The organism is Pedomonas sp. V897 (assembly GCF_051304405.1).
Classification (GTDB): domain Bacteria; phylum Pseudomonadota; class Alphaproteobacteria; order Sphingomonadales; family Sphingomonadaceae; genus Pedomonas.
The window spans coordinates 1206117-1225644 of the sequence record NZ_JBPPGG010000001.1 but is presented as its reverse complement, the minus strand read 5'-3'; the positions used below and the strand labels follow the sequence as shown (position 1 = coordinate 1225644).

General features: G+C 65.3%; 15 protein-coding genes. 6 read left to right on the top strand and 9 right to left on the bottom strand.

The features are described from left to right. Positions 1 to 305: 305 nt before the first annotated feature. The 5 genes from infC to ACSJJU_RS05745 form a co-directional block, all read right to left on the bottom strand. Positions 306 to 842, bottom strand: a complete 537-nt coding sequence (gene infC, locus ACSJJU_RS05765) for a translation initiation factor IF-3 (RefSeq protein ID WP_435914271.1) — start codon at positions 840 to 842, stop codon at positions 306 to 308. A 140-nt stretch (positions 843 to 982) separates the two neighbouring features. Further along, entirely contained in the window at positions 983 to 2158 is a 1176-nt protein-coding gene (locus ACSJJU_RS05760; RefSeq protein WP_435914270.1) for a PQQ-dependent sugar dehydrogenase, read from the bottom strand. A 155-nt stretch (positions 2159 to 2313) separates the two neighbouring features. Beyond that, positions 2314 to 2652: a hypothetical protein gene (locus ACSJJU_RS05755; protein WP_435914269.1), complete on the bottom strand. Its 339-nt coding sequence runs from the start codon at positions 2650 to 2652 to the stop codon at positions 2314 to 2316. 133 nt (positions 2653 to 2785) lie between these two features. Continuing rightward, a complete protein-coding gene (gene thrS / locus ACSJJU_RS05750; protein WP_435914268.1) occupies positions 2786 to 4777 on the bottom strand; it encodes a threonine--tRNA ligase in 1992 nt (663 codons plus the stop codon). Between the two features lie 109 nt (positions 4778 to 4886). After that, positions 4887 to 5918 (bottom strand): DUF481 domain-containing protein, encoded by a 1032-nt coding sequence (locus ACSJJU_RS05745; RefSeq protein WP_435914267.1) that lies wholly within the window; start codon positions 5916 to 5918, stop codon positions 4887 to 4889. 252 nt (positions 5919 to 6170) lie between these two features. Here ACSJJU_RS05745 and ACSJJU_RS05740 point away from each other — a divergent pair, with 252 nt between their 5' ends. Then, positions 6171 to 6959 (top strand): alpha/beta fold hydrolase, encoded by a 789-nt coding sequence (locus ACSJJU_RS05740; RefSeq protein ID WP_435914265.1) that lies wholly within the window; start codon positions 6171 to 6173, stop codon positions 6957 to 6959. After that, the gene (locus tag ACSJJU_RS05735) at positions 6953 to 7837 is read left to right on the top strand and encodes a hypothetical protein (protein WP_435914264.1); all 885 of its coding nucleotides are present in this window, start codon (positions 6953 to 6955) and stop codon (positions 7835 to 7837) included. Before ACSJJU_RS05740 ends, ACSJJU_RS05735 begins: the two co-directional genes overlap by 7 nt. An 82-nt stretch (positions 7838 to 7919) precedes the next feature. On the opposite strand, the gene gloB is transcribed toward ACSJJU_RS05735, so the two are convergent. Further along, positions 7920 to 8651, bottom strand: coding sequence for a hydroxyacylglutathione hydrolase (gene gloB, locus ACSJJU_RS05730; protein WP_435914262.1), 732 nt, complete (start codon positions 8649 to 8651; stop codon positions 7920 to 7922). 226 nt (positions 8652 to 8877) lie between these two features. Beyond that, positions 8878 to 9297, bottom strand: a complete 420-nt coding sequence (locus ACSJJU_RS05725) for a VOC family protein (protein ID WP_435914394.1) — start codon at positions 9295 to 9297, stop codon at positions 8878 to 8880. Between the two features lie 212 nt (positions 9298 to 9509). On the opposite strand from ACSJJU_RS05725, the gene ACSJJU_RS05720 reads away from it, so the two are divergent. The 3 genes from ACSJJU_RS05720 (at position 9510) to ACSJJU_RS05710 (ending at position 13393) form a co-directional block, all read left to right on the top strand. Beyond that, on the top strand, positions 9510 to 10235 hold the full coding sequence (locus ACSJJU_RS05720; RefSeq protein ID WP_435914260.1) for an SIMPL domain-containing protein: 726 nt from the start codon (positions 9510 to 9512) through the stop codon (positions 10233 to 10235). A gap of 148 nt (positions 10236 to 10383) precedes the next feature. Continuing rightward, positions 10384 to 11424: a DMT family transporter gene (locus ACSJJU_RS05715; RefSeq protein ID WP_435914259.1), complete on the top strand. Its 1041-nt coding sequence runs from the start codon at positions 10384 to 10386 to the stop codon at positions 11422 to 11424. 211 nt (positions 11425 to 11635) lie between these two features. Continuing rightward, entirely contained in the window at positions 11636 to 13393 is a 1758-nt protein-coding gene (locus ACSJJU_RS05710; RefSeq protein WP_435914258.1) for a DUF6119 family protein, read from the top strand. Positions 13394 to 13464: 71 nt separating this feature from the next. Here ACSJJU_RS05710 and ACSJJU_RS05705 read toward each other — a convergent pair whose 3' ends face one another. Next, positions 13465 to 15273, bottom strand: a complete 1809-nt coding sequence (locus ACSJJU_RS05705) for an AMP-dependent synthetase/ligase (RefSeq protein ID WP_435914393.1) — start codon at positions 15271 to 15273, stop codon at positions 13465 to 13467. Between the two features lie 139 nt (positions 15274 to 15412). Further along, on the bottom strand, positions 15413 to 17215 hold the full coding sequence (gene ggt, locus ACSJJU_RS05700) for a gamma-glutamyltransferase (RefSeq protein WP_435914257.1): 1803 nt from the start codon (positions 17213 to 17215) through the stop codon (positions 15413 to 15415). A gap of 269 nt (positions 17216 to 17484) precedes the next feature. Here ggt and ACSJJU_RS05695 point away from each other — a divergent pair, with 269 nt between their 5' ends. Then, positions 17485 to 19329 carry a DUF885 domain-containing protein gene (locus tag ACSJJU_RS05695; protein ID WP_435914256.1) on the top strand — a complete coding sequence of 615 codons (1845 nt, stop codon included), beginning with the start codon at positions 17485 to 17487 and terminating at the stop codon, positions 19327 to 19329. The last annotated feature ends 199 nt before the right edge of the window (positions 19330 to 19528 follow it).

Here is a 19528-nt window from a genome sequence, read left to right as displayed (position 1 = left end):
TCAAAAAGAAAAGCCCGCCGATCAGGCGGGCTTTTCTCTTTTCCTGTCGACGGTGAGGGTGGCCTTGCGACCCCCGACCTCACGCGCCATTTCCTGGTCAGGCTAGGTTCGTCGACGTGCCACCGTCAAGCGTGCGCGCGCGCATCTACGACCATTGCGCCGACGCGGGCGCCGCCATATGTCCCTGGCCTGGCGGCAAGAAGCGAACGTCAGGCACCCCGACCCAAAAACAAGTCCCGACCCAAAAACAAAAGGCCGGGCGTGGGCCCGGCCTTTGTGTTTCACGCCATGGACAACGCCGAGTCTTACTTCGGCGCGATGACCATCAGCATCTGACGGCCTTCCATGCGCGCGGCCTGCTCGACCTTGGCGTATTCCGCCGTGTCCGCAACCACGCGCTCCATGACCCGCATGCCAAGCTGGTTGTGAGCCATTTCGCGGCCCCGGAACCGAAGCGTGATCTTGACCTTGTCACCATCCTCGATGAAGCGCGCGATGGCCTTCAGCTTGGTGTTGTAGTCATGATCGTCGATACCCGGGCGCATCTTGATTTCCTTGATGTCCTGGGTCTTCTGGTTCTTGCGGGCGGCTGCCGCCTTTTTCTGCGACTCGTACTTGAACTTGCCGAGGTCGAGAATTTTGCAGACTGGCGGATCCGAATTGGGAGAAATCTCGACCAGATCGAGTCCGACTTCAGCAGCAAGCTCCCGGGCTTCCCGCGTATAGAGAACACCAAGGTTCTCGCCGTTCTGATCAATGACGCGAACGCGCGGCGCCTTGATGAACTCATTATAGGCGGGACCATTCAGTGGCGGTGGTGGCGCCAGAGGGCGCCGTGACATAGGCGGGCGGATGGCTCATTCTCCTTTCAGTGAACGCAAACAAGCGCGCCGTCCCCGGCACGCTTGAGCAGGTAATCGCTAACACGAAACCCGCAAGGCGTAAACGCGCGAATTTTGAGTGAGCAACTGGTTCGCTCGCGTCACTTTTGCGCTGTTGCGGGCACAACACGCAGCACCCGCCCCTCCGCATTGTCGGTGAGCAGGTAGAGCGCGCCGTCCGGGCCCTGCACCACGTCGCGGATGCGCTCGCCCAGATCCTGCAACAGCGGCTCCCAGCCCACCACCGTGTCGCCCTCCACATCCACATGGGCGAGGAGCTGGCTGGCGAGGCCGCCGACGAACACGTCGCCCTTCCACGCCGGGAACAGGTCGCCGGTGTAGAAGGTCATGCCCGAGGTGGCGATGGACGGATTCCAGTAGTGAATCGGCTGTTCCATGCCCTCCTTGTGGGTGCCCTCGCCGATCTTGGCGCCCGAGTAGTCCACGCCCCAGGTGATGACCGGCCAGCCGTAGTTCTTGCCCGGCTCGGGAATGTTGATCTCGTCGCCGCCCTTGGCGCCGTGTTCCACGGTCCAGATCTTGCCGGTGCGCGGGTTGATGGCCGCGCCCTGGATGTTGCGGTGGCCGTAGGACCAGATCTCCGGCTTCGCGCCTTCCTTGCCGACGAAGGGATTGTCGGCGGGCACCGAGCCGTCCGGGTTGATGCGCACCAGCTTGCCCAGATGGTTGTCCAGCGTCTGGGCCATGTCCTTGGCGACGTAGCGCTCGCCCAGCGTCACGAACAGGGTGCCGTCCGGCGCGAACACGAGGCGGCTGCCGAAGTGGTGGTTGCTCTTGACGGCGGGCGTCTGGCGGAAAATCACCGTCAGATCCTCCAGCCGGGGCGCGCTGCCCTCCGCCTCTACTAGACGGGCGCGGGCGACGGAGGTGCCGTTGCCCTCCTCCCCGCGCGGCTCGGAGAAGGAGAAGTAGATCAGCCGGTTCTCGGCAAAGCCGGGGTCGAGCGCCAGCCCGAGGAGGCCGCCCTGCCGGCGGTCATCCACCTTGGGCACGCCGGCCACCGGCGGCGAGAGCGTGCCGTCCTTGCTGACGATGCGCAGGCGGCCCGGCTTCTCGGTCACCAGCATGCGCCCGTCTGGCAGGAAGGCGAGACCCCACGGCTGCTCCAGCCCTTCGGCCACGGTTTCGACCGCCACGGCTTCGGCCGCGAACGACGCGCCGCCGGGCGCGGCACCGCCGCAAGCGGCCAGCATGAGCGCCACCACCGCCGCCCGGGCCGACCTGATGCTGAAACGTGCGGAAACCTGTATCGCCATGTTCGCTCACCCCCACTGGCACTCAAAACGCGTCGCAACGCCACGGAAAGCCGAACTCCTAACCGGCTCCTTTCGATGGCGTCAAGGACGGGGCGGCTCCCGCGCCGCCTCCCCCCCCAGCCACGCGCGGGCAGACGGGCGGCGCGCCCCTTGCCTCAGCGGCGCTTGGCCGGATCGGGCGCGGGCGGCGCTCCTTCGGGCCGCGCGCCGCCTGCCTTCCGGTCCTCCGCCCTGGCGCGGCGCGTGCGCGGGATGGGCCCCACGTCGCCCCGCGCCACCGACATGCCCAGCGACTCCTGCGGCGGCACCAGATCCTGGCCCCGGGGGTCGACCTCGTGCATACCGTCTCCCTCCCGCGCGGCCCACGCCCGGCGGATCAGCCCGCCCGCCGTATGGTCGCCGCTCTCCTCGCGCGTCTCCGGCCGCTGTTCCGGCCGCTGTTCCGGCGCCGGTGCCCCTGTCTTCCCGCGAGTCGTCTTCCTGTCCTCAGCCATCACGCACCTCCTCACCCGTCTCCAGCGAACGGCCGCGCGGTCCCGCCGGTTCCGAAAACGGACGTGCCCAAAACGGAAAAGGCGGCCCGAAGGCCGCCTTTCGCGTGTTCTCTCCGCCGGGAGGACGCCCCGCTCACCCGCGCAGATCGGGCGGCGTGCCTTCGTCGCGCAGGCGCTGGATGATCTCGTCGAGGCTGACCACCTGCTGCTTCTCGTCCGAGCCCAGACGGCGCACCGCGACGGTGCGCTCTTCCGCCTCGCGCTTGCCGACCACCAGCAGGTACGGCACCTTGCCCAGCGAGTGCTCGCGCACCTTGTAGTTGATCTTCTCGTTGCGGATATCCGCCTCGGCGCGCACGCCCGCCGCCTTCAGCGCGTTGGTGACCTCGAGGGCGTAGTCGTTGGCGTCCGACACGATGGTCGCCACCACCGCCTGACGCGGGGCCAGCCACAGCGGGAACTTGCCCGCGTAGTTCTCGATCAGGATGGCGATGAAGCGCTCCAGCGAGCCGAGGATCGCGCGGTGCAGCATGACCGGCCGCTGGCGCGAGCCGTCTTCCGCCACGTAGGAGATGTCGAACCGCTCCGGCAGCACGAAGTCCAGCTGGATGGTGCCGCACTGCCAGGTGCGGCCGATGGCGTCGCGCAGGTGGAATTCCAGCTTGGGGCCGTAGAACGCGCCCTCGCCCGGGAACACCTGGTATTCGTAGCCCGCCGCCTTCACCGCTTCTTCCAGGCCTTTCTCGGCGCGGTCCCACACCTCGTCCGAGCCGGCGCGCAGCTCGGGGCGGGTGGCCAGATGCACCTTGAACTCGGGGAAGCCGAGATCGGCGTAGACCGTCTTCAGCAGTTCGCAGAAGGCGATGGTCTCGTCGATGAACTGGTCGTCACGGCAGAAGATGTGGGCGTCGTCCTGCGTGAACTGGCGCACGCGCATCAGGCCGTGCAGCGCGCCGTGCGGCTCGTTGCGGTGGCAGCAGCCGAACTCGGTCATGCGGATCGGCAGATCGCGGTACGACTTGATGCCCTGGTCGAAGATCTGGATGTGGCCCGGGCAGTTCATCGGCTTCAGCGCCAGGAAGTCCGGGTGCTCGCCCAGCCTGGGCTCGTCCGTGTCGATGTTGGGGATCTCGTCGGGCACCAGGAACATGCCCGCGCGGAACTTGTCCCAGTGGCCCGAGGTCTTCCAGAACTTGTTGTGATAGAGCTGCGGCGTGCGCACCTCCACATAGCCCGCCTTGATGAGGCGGCGGCGCATGTACTGCTCCAGCGCCTGCCACAGCACCCAGCCGTTGGGGTGCCAGAACACCGAGCCGTGGGCCTCCTCCTGAAGGTGGAACAGGTCCATCTCGCGGCCCAGCTTGCGGTGGTCGCGCTTTTCCGCCTCCTCGATGCGGGTGAGGTAGGCGTCCAGATCCTTCTTGGTGAGCCAGGCGGTGCCGTAGATGCGGCTCAGCATGGCGTTGCGGTGGTCGCCGCGCCAGTAGGCGCCCGCCACCTTGGTGAGCTTGAAGGCCTCCGGGTTCAGCTTGCCGGTGGAGGGCAGGTGCGGGCCCCGGCACAGGTCCTTCCAGTTGCCCTGGCGATAGACCGTGATCGGCTCGCCCGGCGCGATGATGTCGTCGATGATCTGCGCCTTGTAGGTCTCGCCGATCTCGTTGAAGTGGCGGATCGCCTCGTCCCGGTCCCACACCTCGCGGGTGATGGGCTCGTTGCGGGCGATGATCTCGCGCATCTTCTCCTCGATCACCGGCAGGTCGTCCTCGGTGAACGGGCCGCGATTGGCGGGGGCGAAGTCGTAATAGAAGCCGTCCTCGATCGCCGGGCCGATGGTCACCTGCGTGCCGGGGAACAGCTCCTGCACCGCCTCGGCCAGCACGTGGGCGAAGTCGTGGCGCACGATATCGAGCGCTTCCTCGGTGTCCTTCGCGGTGATGAGCGAGAGCTGGGCATCGCCCTCGAGCGGGCGGTTGAGATCCCACAGCGCGCCGTTGACGCGCGCCGCCAGCGCCGCCTTGGCCAGACCTGCGCCGATGGACGCGGCCACATCCGCCGGAGTCGTCCCCCGCGCCATTTCACGCACGGAGCCGTCGGGGAGGGTAATGCGGAGGGATGCGTCGGTCATTGGTGTCTCGGTTTTCCGTCAGGTCTGGAAGGCGGGCAGACCCTATTCACCCATGCGGCCAAGTCAAGCGATGCGGTGTCGCCCCGGAGGACGCACCGGCTCGCAGGCGTCAGTAGCTGTAGACCACCGAGACGCGCATGGCCGTGTCGGTTTTCTTCAGGCTGTCGTCCAGCGGATCGCTTTCGTGAACCACATTATAGGACAGGCGGGCCGAAAGCGCGCCAATCAGTTTGGTGGTCAGCGAGGTGTTGGAGGTGAAGGTGTTGCTCTCGTCCATGATCGCCGTGGCGTCCTGGCGGAACACCAGCGTCGGCAGGATGTCCCAGCGGTAGGACAGCGAGCCGCGCGCCGCGATGGCGCTCTCCGACGTGCCGTCGATGAACCGCACCTGCCGGAATGCCGGGCCCGCATCCAGCGTCAGGCTCATGGTCTCGCGCCGGAGCAGCTGGAAGCCGATACCGAACGACTCGGTGAATCGATTGCGGTATCCGGCGAAGCGGTCGCGCTCCCATCCGGCAAGGCCGTAGAGCGAGAGGGTATCGCTGAACTTGCGGTTGAGCTGGTAGTTGGCGAGCGACCGGTTGCGGGTCAGCGTGCCGTCGCTTTTCTGCCGGTCCAGCATGGCGTTGACGCGGTGGCGCGTGGTCAGCCCCTCGCGCTGGGTGTCCACCTGAAACAGGGTGCCGGTCTCGTTGCTGTTGCCGGTGGTCTTGCTGAGGCCCGCCTCGATCGAACCGGTCCAGCCTTCAAGCAGGGTCTGCTCGGCCAGCTCGGTGCGGCGTTCCGCCTCAAGCGCGCCCTTCAGTTCGGCCACCAGCGCGTCGATCTGGCCGGCGCTTTCCGGGAAGGTGCTCTTGGCGACGGCGGCCACGCTGTCCAGATTGGCCACATCGCCCGCCGCGCCCGCATGGCGCAGCATCGCCTCCACCGCCGGGGGCAGGGCAGCGGGACCCGCCGGCCCGGATTCGGCAGCGGGGGCCTCGGCAGCCGGGGTTTCGGCAGCCGGAGTCCCGGCCGCGCCGGACGTCTCCGGCAAGCCCGCCGGCAGGGCGGCGCTGGCCTGCGCCGCCGCAGCGCAGAGGTGGCTGGCGGCCGCCAGTCCGGCAACCGTTGCCGGGAACCGAGAAGTCAGTGAAAGCATACCCTACCCTTTTTACAGAACGCACCCCGGGAAAGGCGAAACCGGGACGACTCGTGAGGCCGGTCGATAGGGTGGCAAAATGGCAACGGTCGGGCAACGGTCGTGTTTTTATATTTCGTGGAATGCCCCTTGCCGTGCGGCCAAATGTTTCGGCCGCGCGATTTTCCGCAAGGCAATTCCTGTTCCCGCTGCCGGATCAATGGTCTAAGTCCCGGGGCCAGAACCATCGGAACAGCAAGCTGGGAGCCCCGCATGACCGACAGCCCGTATGGATACCTCGATCGCGGCGACGGCGTCCGCCTCGCCTACGCGTCCCTGCCCGGCGAAGGGCCGACCGTGGTCTTCCTGCACGGCCTCATGTCCGACATGGAAGGCGGCAAGGCGCTGGCGCTGGAAGCCCATTGCCGCGCGCGCGGACAGGCCTTCCTGCGGTTCGACTGCTCCGGCCACGGCAAGTCCGACGGCGCGTTCACCGACGGCACCATCTCCCGCTGGCGCGACGACGCGCTGGCCATGATCGACGCCCGCACCCGGGGCCCGCTGCTGCTGGTGGGCTCCAGCATGGGCGGCTGGCTGGCGCTGCTGCTGGCGCGGGCCCGCCCGGAGCGGGTGAAGGGCCTCGTCCTTCTCGCCGCCGCGCCCGACTTCACCGACTGGGGCACCTTCGCCAGCCTCAGCCCCGCGCAACGGGACGCGCTGGAGCGGGACGGGCAGGTGGCCATCCCCTCCGAGTACGGGCCGGACCCCTACATCTACACCAAGGCGCTCATCGACGACGGCGCGGCCAACCGCCTGCTGACGGGCCCCATCCCGTTCGACGGCCCGGTGCGCCTGCTCCACGGCCAGCAGGACCCGGACGTGCCGTGGGAGCTTGCCCTCAAGATCGCCGAGAAGCTGACCACGCCCGACGTGCGCCTGCATCTGGTGAAGGACGGCGACCACCGCCTCTCCCGCCCCGCGGATCTGGACCTGCTGTGCGCGGTTGTCGGCGAACTGACGGCGACGATGACCGCGCAAGCTGCTAGTCTCCCGCCATGCTGACATCCGCCTTCCGCCTGACCGCCCTCGCCGCGCTTCTGGCCTGCGCCGCCGCACACGCCGCCACCAGCGCTGACTCCAGCGCTGACGCCGCCCCCGTTCAGGAGGGCGCGGAGCGGCACTACCAGGAGTGCGTCACCCGCGCCGAGCAGAACCCGGAGGAGGCGGTGACGCTCGCCACCCGCTGGCGCGACACCGGCGGCGGCATCCCGGCCAAACATTGCCTGGGGCTGGCGCTGTTCAACGCGGGCAAGGCCCGCAACGCCGCCGTCGCCTTCGCCCAGGCCGCCGCCGACCTCGAAAGCGGCAAGAGCCAGCTCCTCGGCGGGCCGATCCGCGCCACGCCCGGCACCATCGCCGCCCTTTACGGACAGGCCGGCAACGCCGCCCTCGTGGCGGACGATCCCGCCAGCGCCTACCAGCACTTCAGCCGCGCCCTCGGCTTCGTCAGCGGGACCCCCGGCCCGCAGCGCGGCAATCTGCTCATCGACCGCGCCCGGGCGCTCGCCGGCCTCAAGGACTTCAAGCTGGCGAAAGCCGACCTCGACAAGGCCGTCGGCGACCTGCCCGACTCCGTCGATGCCTGGCTGCTGCGCGCCGCCGCCCGGCGCCAGCTCGGCGACCTGACCGGCGCCCGCAGCGACGCGGAAAAGGCCGCAAGACTGGCCCCGAGCGAACCCGACGTGCTGCTGGAACGGGCAACCCTCGCCGCAATGGCCGGGGACATCGCCGCCGCCCGCGCCGACTGGCAGACCATCCTCAAACTGGCCCCGGGCTCAGACGCCGCCGCCCTCGCCCGCACCAACCTGGATCAGGCCCCGCCCGAGGCCGACGCCCCCGCCGCGCCGGCGAAACAGCGGGCAAAACAGTCAGCGAAATAGAGGGAAAGGACGGATGCGGAGGGGCTCGCCCCTCGCGCTCCCGTTCGTTCGAGCGGGCCGCCCCCGGCCTCTCCGGCAGGCCTCAGCCCCGGAACACGTCCTTTCCGGCCCGGCGCTCGGCGAACGCCTCGACGGTCGCGGCGGTGAGGAAGGGGTTGGTCTGCTTGTCCAGCCCGAGGGGGAACGGCACGGTGGGCTCGCCCTTCGCCCGGCGGGCGCGCACCTCCTCCATGCGGGCGGCAAGCGCGGCGTTGCCCGGCTCCACGGTGAGGGCAAAGCGGCCGTTGCTCTCGGTGTATTCGTGTGCGCAGTAGACCTGCGTGTCGTCCGGCAGCGCCTTCAGCCTGGCGAGGCTGGCGAACATCTGGGCGGGCGTGCCCTCGAACAGCCGCCCGCAGCCCATGGCGAACAGGGTATCGCCGCAGAACAGCAGGCCATCCGCCGCGAAGTGATAGGCGATGTGCCCCGCCGTGTGGCCCGGCACGTCGAGCACCTGCGCCGTGGCCCCGCCCGTCAGCGTCACCCGGTCGCCCTCGCCGACGGCCTGGTCAATGCCGGGAATCCGCGCCTCTTCGGCGCGCGGGCCGATGATCGTGCAACCGGTGGCGGCCTTGATCTCCACGTTGCCGCCGGTGTGATCGCCATGCCAGTGGGTGTTGAGGATGTGGGTAATGCGCCAGCCGCGCTGCCGGGCCTCGTCCAGCACCGGTTCCGCCTCCGCCGGGTCGACAACGGCGCAGGTCCCGCTGTCGTCGTCGCCGATGAGATAGACGTAGTTGTCGCTCAGAACCGGAATTTGCACGACCTCAGGCATGACACATCTCCCCTGAAAGCAGGCTTGCCGCAGGGTTGCAGACCCCTCCGACACCATGTCCGTTTAGAAGACAGGGCCGCACCCGTCATCCCGCGCGCGGCCGGTTCATCAAAACCTGTTGCCCGGAGCGTCATGCGCCCCGGGCCGGAACGCGGAACAACAATCGGGAAGCGCGCGGAGTGCGGGCACCGGCCGCGCGCCCCCGCCGCCTTCCCTTCGGACCCGGTTACCAGGTGCCGGTGTTGGGCATGGACGCCCACGGCTCGGCGGGCGGCAGCCGCTCGCCCTTCTGGAGCAGTTCGATCGAGATGCCGTCCGGCGAGCGCACGAACGCCATCCAGCCGTCGCGCGGCGGCCGGTTGATGGTGACGCCGCCATCCATCAGGCGCTGGCAGGCCTCGTAGATGTTGTCCACCTCGTAGGCGATGTGGCCGAAGTTGCGCCCGCCCGTGTAGCCCTTCTCGTCCCAGTTCCAGGTCAGCTCCACCTGGGCGTCCTCGTCGCCGGGGGCGGCAAGGTAGATGAGGGTGAAGCGGCCGGCCTCGTTCTCCATCCGCCGCACTTCCCTGAGGCCGAGCAGGTCGCAATAGAACCGGAGGGATTCGTCCACGTCCGACACGCGGACCATGGTATGAAGGTACTTCAGACCCATGTCTCATTACTCCAGATTGGTGACGGAACCCGCGGCGCCTCACGGCAATCAGGCCGGGGAAACCGTCGATGTAATCCAGCCTTCGGCAACCGGACGATTTTTTTGCACAACCGAAACGGTTCATCTGGCGGAAAGCTGACCCAAGTCTTAATGGCACCAACGCCGCAAGGCCAAGCCGAAACAGAGTATAACAACAGGAGAGATGCATGACGGACCGCAACGCCATCATTCTGGGCGCCGCCGCCCTTGTGGCGGTGGGCGTGGGGCTGGGTGGCTATTTCATCGGCGACGGCTTCAAGAACGCGCGACGCGCCGACCGGTCCGTCACCGTGCGCGGTCTTGCCGAGCGCGACGTGACGGCGGACATCGCCACCTGGACCATCACCTACACCGCCAACGGCCACCAGCTGGAGACCGTGCAGGGCAAGATCGACAAGGACACCGAGACCATCCGCGCCTTCCTCAAGGGTTTCGGCTTCCCGGAGGAGGAGATCACCACCGCCGGCATCTCGGTGAACCAGTATTACGACAATTCGGACCGGGTGGCGCCCGAGCGGCGCAACAACATCCACATCCGCCAGACGCTGCTGCTGCGCACCCGGAACGTGGAGGCCGCGCAGAAGGCCCACGCCGCCATGAGCGAGCTGGTGCGCCGGGGCGTGGTGCTGGAAGGCGACGGCACGCCGGTGGTCTACAGCTTCACCAAGCTGAACAGCATCAAGCCGGAGATGATCGCCGCCGCCACCAAGGACGCCCGCGCAGGGGCCGAGCAGTTCGCCAAGGACAGCGGCTCGCGGGTGGGCGGCATCAAGCAGGCGAGCCAGGGCTACTTCTCCATCCTGCCGCGCGACGGCGAGGGCGGGCAGGAGACCGCCAGCCCCTACCAGAAGGTGCGCGTGGTCACGACCATCGACTTCTACCTGGAGGACTGAGCCGCACGCCACGCGCAAGGCAAAAGCAAAAGCAAATGCGCGCTTGGCTGGAGAAATGGATGAATTAATGAGGGGGCGGCGCGTCTCCCGCCTCCCGAGGGGGAGGGCGCATTCGGGTTCCCGGTCAGGACAGCGAAAAGCCCCCTCCATGAACGAACGCAAGGTAATCGACGGCAAGGCCGCCGCGCTGATGGTTCTGCTCTGCGCCATCTGGGGCATGCAGCAGGTGGCGATGAAGGCCGCCGCGCCGGACATGGCCCCGGTGCTGCAAGTGGCGCTCCGCTCCGCCATTGCCGCCGCGCTGGTGTTCCTCGTGGTGCTCGGCCGCCGGGAAACCTGGGCGCTCGGCGGCGGCACCTGGAAGCCGGGGCTGGTGGTGGGCGTGCTGTTTGCGCTGGAGTTCCTGTTCGTCGGCGAGGGGCTGCGCCACACCAACGCCTCGCACATGGTGATCTTCCTCTACACCGCGCCCATCTTCGCGGCGCTCGGCCTCCACTTCGTCTACCCGGAGGAGCGCCTCACGCCCCTGCAATGGCTCGGCATCGCCCTTGCCTTCGGCGGCGTGGTCACCGCCTTCACCGGGCACGGCAGCGGCGCCGGCAGCGGCGTTAGCGTCGGCGCTGGCGTCGGCGCTGGCGCTGGCGTCGGCGGCAGTGGCGGCAGCGGCGGCGGCATCGGAAGCGGCGGCGGCGCACAGGGCGCGGGGGGCCTGATGTGGTTTGGCGATCTGCTCGGCCTCGCGGCGGGCATGGCCTACGGCGCGACCACCGTCAGCATCCGCGTCTCCCGCCTTGCCAGCGCGCCCGCCACCGTCACCCTGCTCTACCAGCTGCTCGGCGCGTTCGTGATCCTGCTGGCAGCGGCCCTGCTGATGGGCCGGACCCACGCGACCCTGACGCCCACCCTGCTGACGAGCCTCACCTTCCAGACCCTGATCGTCTCCTTCGCCAGCTTCCTCGCCTGGTTCGCACTGCTGCGCACCTACCTGGCCTCGCGCCTCGGCGTCCTCACCTTCATGACCCCGCTCTACGGCGTCGTCTTCGGCGTGGTCCTCCTCGGCGAAAAGCTGGAGCCCGGCTTCATCCTCGGCGCCCTCATGGTCCTCGCCGGCATCCTCCTCGTCAGCAGCCACGAACTGCTGGGGAAGGGTGGCCGGTCAGCGGCAGTTGCCACGGTGAGGGGGGAGTGAGGGGAAAAGAGGCCATAGCTTGATGGCACAGTCCGGCTTCAGACTTTTTTGTTACGGGCCAATGTTGAGAACTAAAGAGCTCACTCCGGAGAATCCCGAATATAATCGACTTAGATTAATTCATCTATTGCAGAAACACCTTGGTCTTAAAGCCTGTTTTGGTACATTCTCGTAACATCTGAATCCTGAACGTTTGGGGAAGGTGGAAACGATGGCCGATCTCAAAAAGGTAACATTATACAAGATCAAGTCAGTTAATAGATTTAACGAGTTTCTTCTTGAAGACGGGTACATTGATATAAATATCGGATCCGACATAACAGGAAAGATCAAGTTTGAAACTGCATCAACAAAAGAAAAAACTGACAGCAATATACCATGGATACAATTTTTAAATTCCGGATTCAAGACAAAGAAATATACATATCAAGCCAAGAACACATTCCCTCGCGCCATAATGGCAATCTGCATACCTACGGATAAATCCAATTTATATTTTGCGGCAACATTTGGCCTCAGCGGAGACAGATATCTTAACAAAGAGAAGATTGTTTATGATTTTGGCATCAAAGTAGGTATGAATATCTGCGATGATGCTGGATTGCGACGCATTCAAACTTCAGCCCATGACACAATTAGCAAACAGACAGAACATCAATCCAGTTCTGGTGCTGCACTTAATGTCTTCGGAGTTGATCCAGAGAAAGAGTTACTGAAAGCCATATCCGGACATGTCAAGAAAGAATACCGAGACTATATTGATTCATTCAAGGGAAAAGAAAGCATATCCTTAAAATTTACCAAAAACTCCAATGTTAACTGGAATTATTTTGTAGAAATATGCAAAGAATTAGAGGAGAGATATCAATCCAACGACTACAAATCAACACAATTTAAATCATACGACAATTTCAGAATTGAACTAGATCCAACAATAACATCGGAACTTAACAACATTCTTTGCGAAAAATTAAATTCAAAAAACTTCGAGAAGATTCACCTGGCCCCTCCAGAGTTTATAGAATCAGAAATATTATTTTCATATAAAAAAAAATCAGCCGTCTTGGACAAGGATATCGATTCTTTTGACGACTTGTTCATAGAAGACGCCCTTTCCGATAGAAAAGTAAAAATCATAACTATAAAACACCTAAAGAATTGGAAAGTTTATCAGTACGACCAAGAACTCGACGAAACAAAACCATTATGGAGTATATACAATTGCATTGTAGCAGAGATAAGTTACAAAAATAAAATATTTATACTTTCCAATGGAAACTGGAGAGAATTATCCAAAGAACTAAAAAGTGAAGTTGATAATTTTATCTCATCGAATATAGAACATTTTAACGATACAATTCTCCCATCAAATGTAGACATCTGGTGCGATGAAGACGGAATTAACTCAGAGGAGAAATATAATATCATCGCATCAAGGAATTGCCCCAACTTAATTAGATTAGATAAGGCAAGAATCAACATCGCAGGAAACAAAATATACGAGGTATGCGACTTATTACACTCGAACAAATATCTTATACATGTCAAACGTTATAAAAATGGAACCGCATCTATTAGCCACCTATTTACTCAAGGAAAATTCTACGCCCAGGCTTTCTCAACCGACGACGGATGCAAAGACGACATCCGTAAATGGATAGGCAAAAAATCGAAAACAACGAAAGGTAACGAAAACAAAAACACGGAACTATTCAAATCAATTATTCCTGAAAAAAGTAGAGACGTAAAGGAAGAAGAATACACCGTGATTTTTTGCATACTACATGAGTCGGAAACATTTACGCTAAACGATCTTCCATTCATGGCCCGGTATGAACTGATGTTGAGCCAAAGATTCCTGAGCAACAACCGTAAATTCAAAGTTCGCGTTGCATTACGCAGAGTTAAGACCAGACAGGCCGAATCCAAAAAACCTGAGAACAAAGCTGAAGGTGTAATAGCTGCATGATACTTTAATAGCTTGCACTTAAAGGAAGCGTAGGCAACTCAAGTTTCCTACGCTTCCGTTCTCAGTCCCCCTCACCCCCCTTTGTACAACCGCTCCAGACGGTCGCCGTAGACGGCGCGGATCTTGTGGCGGCGGATCTTGAGGGTGGGCGTCATCATCTCGTTCTCCACCGTGAAGGGCTCGCAGGCGATGGAGATGCGGCGCACCTTCTCGGTGATGGAGAGGCGGGTGTTGACGCGGTCGACGGCGTCCATCACCGCGCGGCAGAAGGCGGGGTTGGCGCTGAGCGCCGCCAGGTCCGGCCCCTCGTCGCTGTCGGCGGCCACGTCATTGGCCACGGCCCACTGCCGCGCCCACTCCGCATCGGGCACGATGAGGCCGACGAGGTAGGGCTTGCGGTCGCCGGAGACCATCGCCTGATGGATTTCCGGCTCCAGGCACAGCATGCCCTCCACCCGCTGCGGGCTGACGTTCTCGCCCTTGTCGAGGACGATGATGTCCTTCTTGCGGTCGGTAATGACGATGTGCCCGTCTTCATCGATGTGGCCCACATCGCCGGTGTGCAGCCAGCCGTCGACGATGGTGCGGGCGGTCTCGTCCGGGTTGCGCCAGTAGCCGTGGGTGACCAGCTCGCCGCGCACGAGGATCTCCCCGTCCTCGGCGATCCGCACCTCCGTATGGGCCAGCGGCGGGCCGACCGTGTGCATCTTGATCCCGGCGCGCGGCCGGTTGCAGGAGATGACCGGCCCGGCCTCGGTCTGGCCGTAGCCCTGGAGCAGGGTGAGGCCCAGCGCCTGGAAGAACAGCCCCACTTCCGGGTTGAGCGGCGCGCCGCCCGCCACCATGGCCTTGAGCCGCCCGCCGAAGCGCGCGCGGATGCGCTTGCGCAGGGTGACATCCAGCAGCGCATCGGCCGCCCAGCCCCACCAGGGCAGACGCCCGGTCTCGGCCCGGGCCTTCTCCAGTTGCAGAGCGAGCGCCAGCAGGCGCGCGGCGAACGCCCCCTGCTTCTCGATCACCTTGGTCATGCGGGCGCGCAGTACCTCGAACAGGCGCGGCACCACCACCATGATGGTGGGGTGCACCTCCTCGATGTTGGCGGCCAGCTTGTCGAGCCCCTCGGCGTAGTAGATCTGCCCGCCCAGCCAGACGGGCAGGAACTGGCCGGCGGTGTGCTCGTAGGCGTGGGACAGCGGCAGGAAGGAGAGGAACACGTCCTCGGTGCGGGGGAAGTCGTCAACGACGATGTGCCCCGCGCCCGAGATGTTGTGCAGGATCGCGCCGTGATGCTGCATCACCCCGCGCGGCGCCCCGCCGGTGCCCGAGGTGTAGATGAGGCAGGCCAGATCCTCCCGCCGGAAGGTGGCCCAGCGGCGCGCCTCGGCGACGGTGGTGTCGCTGCCGGCGATGAGGGCGTTCCAGTCGTGGAGGTGCGCGACGGACGACTGCCCCATGCGCAGCGGCTCCATGGCGATGACGTGGCAGCAGCACTCGGTCTGATGCACGGCGGGCAGCAGATGCCGCGCCAGCCTGGCCGAGGAGACGAACACCGCCACCGCGCCCGAGTTCGACAGGATGTGCAGATGGTCCCGCTCGGTGTTGGTGGTGTAGGCCGGAACGGTGATCGCCCCCGCGGTCATGATGGCCAGGTCCGCGATCAGCCACTCCGGCCGGTTCTCGGAGACCAGCGCCACCCGCTCGCCCGGCTTGATGCCGATCTTGCGCAAGGCGCCCGCCAGCCGCGCCACCTGCTCCGCCGTTTCGGCCCAGGACAGCGCCTGCCAGCGCCCGTCCCGCTTGCTCCACACAAAGGGCTTGTCGCCCAGACGCTCCGCCTGGTCGAAGAACATTTCGACCACGCTGTTCCAGTCCTCCCGCATCTCCACGCCTGCCACTCTCCCCCCGTTCCTGTACGCCTTCTGTCCGCAACCCACTCAAACACAAGCCCCGCCCCATCGGGAAGGGGAACGCGCGAGCGGCGCATGGAGGCAAGCCCCGGGGTGCCGCCCGCGCAAGGCCTCAGTCGCCCAGCGCCACCCCCTCGCGGCGCGGGTCCGCCCCGCCGAGCAGGGTCACCCGCCCGGCGGCGTCGTACACAAGCTGGATGCCCTGCAGCCCGGAAATGGCCGGCCGTGCCGCCACCGTGTGCCCCATGGCCTCCAGCTGCGGGCGCATCACCTCCAGCGCCGAGCCCGCCTCGATCTCCAGCGTGCCGCCGTCATCCTTGTGGAAGTTGGGGAAGCTGATGGCCGCCTGCACGTCCATGCCCCAGTCGAGGGTGGCGATCAGGGTCTTGAGCACATGGGTGATGATGCGGCTGCCGCCCGCCGAGCCCAGCGCCAGCACCAGACGGCCGCGCTCGTCGAACACCAGCGTCGGGGACATGGAGCTGCGCGGCCGCTTGCCCGCCTCCACCCGGTTGGCGACGGGGCGTCCGTCCGCCTCGGGCACGAAGGAGAAGTCGGTCAGCTCGTTGTTGAGGATGTAGCCGTCCGCCATCAGGAAGCTGCCGAACGGCGCCTGGATGGAGGCGGTCCAGGTGGCGGCGTTGCCCTTCCCGTCCACCGCAACGAAGTGGGTGGTGGAGGGAATGACCGGCCCCGCGTGCGGCGCGAAGGCGGCCTTCTCCTCCATGGGCGGCGTGCCGACGGGGTAGCTGCCCCGCGCCCGCTCCGGGTCGATCAGCCGGGCCCGCTGCGCAAGGTAGGCCGGGTCGATCAGCCCCTTGACCGGCACCTGCACATAGGCCGGGTCCGCGAGGTAATTGCCCCGGTCCGCGAAGGCGAGCGCCGTTGCCTCGGCGATGAGGTGGATGGCCCTGGGCGAATTCGGCCCCAGCGCCTTCAGGTCATGGCCTTCCAGCATCTTGAGCGTTGCGAGAATGGTGGTCGCGGCGGAGGAAGGCGGCCCCATGCCGCAGATCCGGTAGGCGCGGTAGGTGCCGCACACCGCCTCGCGCTCGATGGCGCGGTAGTTGGCGAAATCCGCCCTGGTCACCTTGACCGGGGCCTTGGGCGCGCCGGTAATGGCGGCAATGGCCCGCTCGGCGGGCGCGCCCTTGTAGTAGGCGTCCGCCCCCCGGGCCGCCACCTCCCGCAGCAGCGCCGCGTAGGCCGGGTTCTTCAGCACCGTGCCCACGGGCAGCGGCGCGCCGTCCGCGCCGTAGTAGGTGTTCCGCATCTCGGGGAAGTCCCGCACGATGGGCGCGGCGCTCTCCAGCATGGCATACATGCGGGGGCTGATGGCAAAGCCCGCCTCCGCCAGCCGGATGGCCGGGCCGAACAGCACCGGCCACGGCAGCTTGCCGTGCCGCCGGTGCGCCGCCTCCATCAGGCGGAAGGCGCCCGGAATGCCCACCACCCGGCCGCCGGTGAAGGCCTGATTGAAGGGCAGCGGCTTGCCGCTCTCGTCCAGAAAAAGCGACGGCGTGGCGGAGGCCGGGGCGGTCTCCCGCCCGTCGAAAGCGGCAACGCCGCCCGTGGCGGCATCATAGGTCAGCAGGAAGCCGCCGCCGCCCACGCCGCTCGACTGCGGCTCAACCAGCGAGAGCACCAGCTGCATGGCGATGGCCGCATCCACCGCCGAGCCGCCCGCGCGCAGGATCTCCTGCCCCGCCGCGCTGGCGTGCGGGTTGGCGGCGGCGGCCATGAAGCGTTCCGCCTTCACCGGCTCCTGCGCGGCATACTGCGCCCCGCGCGTCTCGACCGGCACGGCCTGAGCGAACGCAGACCCGGACCAAAGCGTACTCGACAGGGCAACACTCGCAAGGCCAATACTCGACAGGGCAGCCGCCACGGCGCCCGCGGCAAACATCCGTCGCATCCCTCTCTCCTTCCCGCCCGGTCCTGACGGGGACAGCACCGGGCCGTGACGCAACGCGCCAAGCTGTAGCATATTCGTGCCCCTCGCAAAGCCATGACGCCGCCGCTTTCGGGGTGGGGCCCGCCCGCTCCCGCACGGCTCATCGACAGGGTGGCTCGCCTTGTCGCGGACGGGCAAGAATATTTCAATCCCGGGCGGAGCGCGCCTTGTCATGCCGGGCCACGGCTTTAGGCTCGCCCCCAATCCGCAATTCAACTGGGGGAATTTTGATGCGTTTGACGCTTCTTCGCTCCGTCGCCGCGATCGCGCTGGCCGGCGTCGCTGCCGCTGCCGCGCCTGCGCTGGCGCAGGGCCAGCCCGCGCCCGCCGCCGCGCAGAACCAGGACGAAACCGCCCGCTTCAACGCCTTCCTGCAACAGGTGTGGGACGCCGATGTGGCCGCCCAGCCGCAGCGCCAGACCATGCTCGGCATCAAGAAGGACTACGGCAAGTGGGACGATCCGTCCGAAGCGGCCGAGATTGCCCGCTTCGAGCGCGGTCAGAAGGCGCTGGCCGACATGAAGGCCAACTTCGACTTCAAGAAGCTCTCGCCGGACGCGCAGATGTCGTGGCGGATCTTCGAGTCCGTGCAGGCGGCCAACGCCGCCGCCTTCCGGTACCGCGACTATGAGTACATCTTCGACCAGATGAACGGCATCCAGTCCGGTCTGCCGGCCTTCCTCATCAACATGCACCGCATCGACACCGTCGCCGACGCGGAAGCCTACATCTCGCGCCTCACCGGCATGAAGGCGGTGCTGGACGAGGCGCTGCGCCGCGCCCGCGACCAGGAGAAGAAGGGCATCATTCCGCCCAGGTGGGTGTTCCCCTACGTGATCTCGGACGCGCAGAACATCCTCACCGGCGCGCCCTTCCAGAAGGGGGCTGCCGACTCCACCCTGCTCGACGACTTCCGCAAGAAGATCACCAAGCTGAACCTGCCGCAGGACCAGCATGATGCGCTGATCGCCAAGGCCGAGCAGGCGCTGCTCACCTCGGTGAAGCCCGCCTACGAGGCGGTGATCGCGCAGATGAAGGAGCAGGAGGCCCGCGCGCCGAAGGAAGACGGCGTGTGGCGCTTCCCGGACGGCGACAAGTACTACGCCGAGCGCCTCGCCTACTACACCACCACCAACATGACGCCGGAGGAGATCCACTCCTTCGGCCTCGCCGAAATGGCCCGCATCCACAAGGAGATGGAGGCCATCAAGGACAAGGTGGGCTTCAAGGGCACGCTGAAGGCGTTCATGACCGCGGTGCTCAACGACCCGAACCAGGTCTACCCGGACACCGAGGAAGGCCGCGAACAGTATCTGGCCGACTCCCGCGCCGCCATCGACGCCATGCGCGCCAAACTCCCCGCCTACTTCGGGCTGCTGCCCAAGGCCGACATGATCGTGAAGCGCGTGGAGGCCTTCCGCGAGAAGTCCGCCGGCAAGGCGTTCTACCAGAGCCCCGCGCCGGACGGCTCGCGCCCGGGCATCTACTACGCCAACCTCTACCGCATCGAGGACATGCCCAAGTACCAGCTTGAAGCGCTGGCCTACCACGAGGGCATTCCGGGCCACCACATGCAGCGGGCGATCTCGGGCGAGCTGACCGACCTGCCCATGTTCCGCAAGTTCGGCCGCTTCACCGCCTACACCGAAGGCTGGGGCCTCTACACCGAATACCTCGCCAAGGAGATGGGCGGCTACCAGGACCCCTATTCGGACTTCGGCCGCCTCGCCATGGAACTGTGGCGCGCCGCCCGCCTGGTGGTGGACACCGGCCTCCACTACAAGAAGTGGACCCGCGAACAGGCGATCCAGTACCTCCTGGACAACACGCCGAACCCCGAGGGCGACTGCCGCAAGGCCATCGAGCGGTACATCGTCTACCCGGGTCAGGCGACCGCCTACCTCATCGGCAAGACCGAGATCCTGCGCGCCCGCGAGGCCGCCAAGGCCGCGCTCGGCGACAAGTTCGACATCCGCCAGTTCCACGACGTGGTGCTGAAAAGCGGCCCGGTGCCGCTCGACGTGATGAAGGAAAACGTCGAGGCCTGGGTGCAGCAGGTGAAGGCGCAGTCGTAGGGGGTTTGGTGAGTTGAGGGGTTTTGCAGGAGGGTCTTGACCCTCCTGCACCTCCCATTCGTTTCAGAGGGCCGTGTCCTTGCACAAAAGGGCGCGGCCCTTTTCCTTTGCCGGGTATCTGTCGGGACTCGCCCGTCCTGAAGGGCGCGGCCCTTGCCTTCACCGGAGATCTATCGGGACCCGCCCGTCCTGAAGGGCG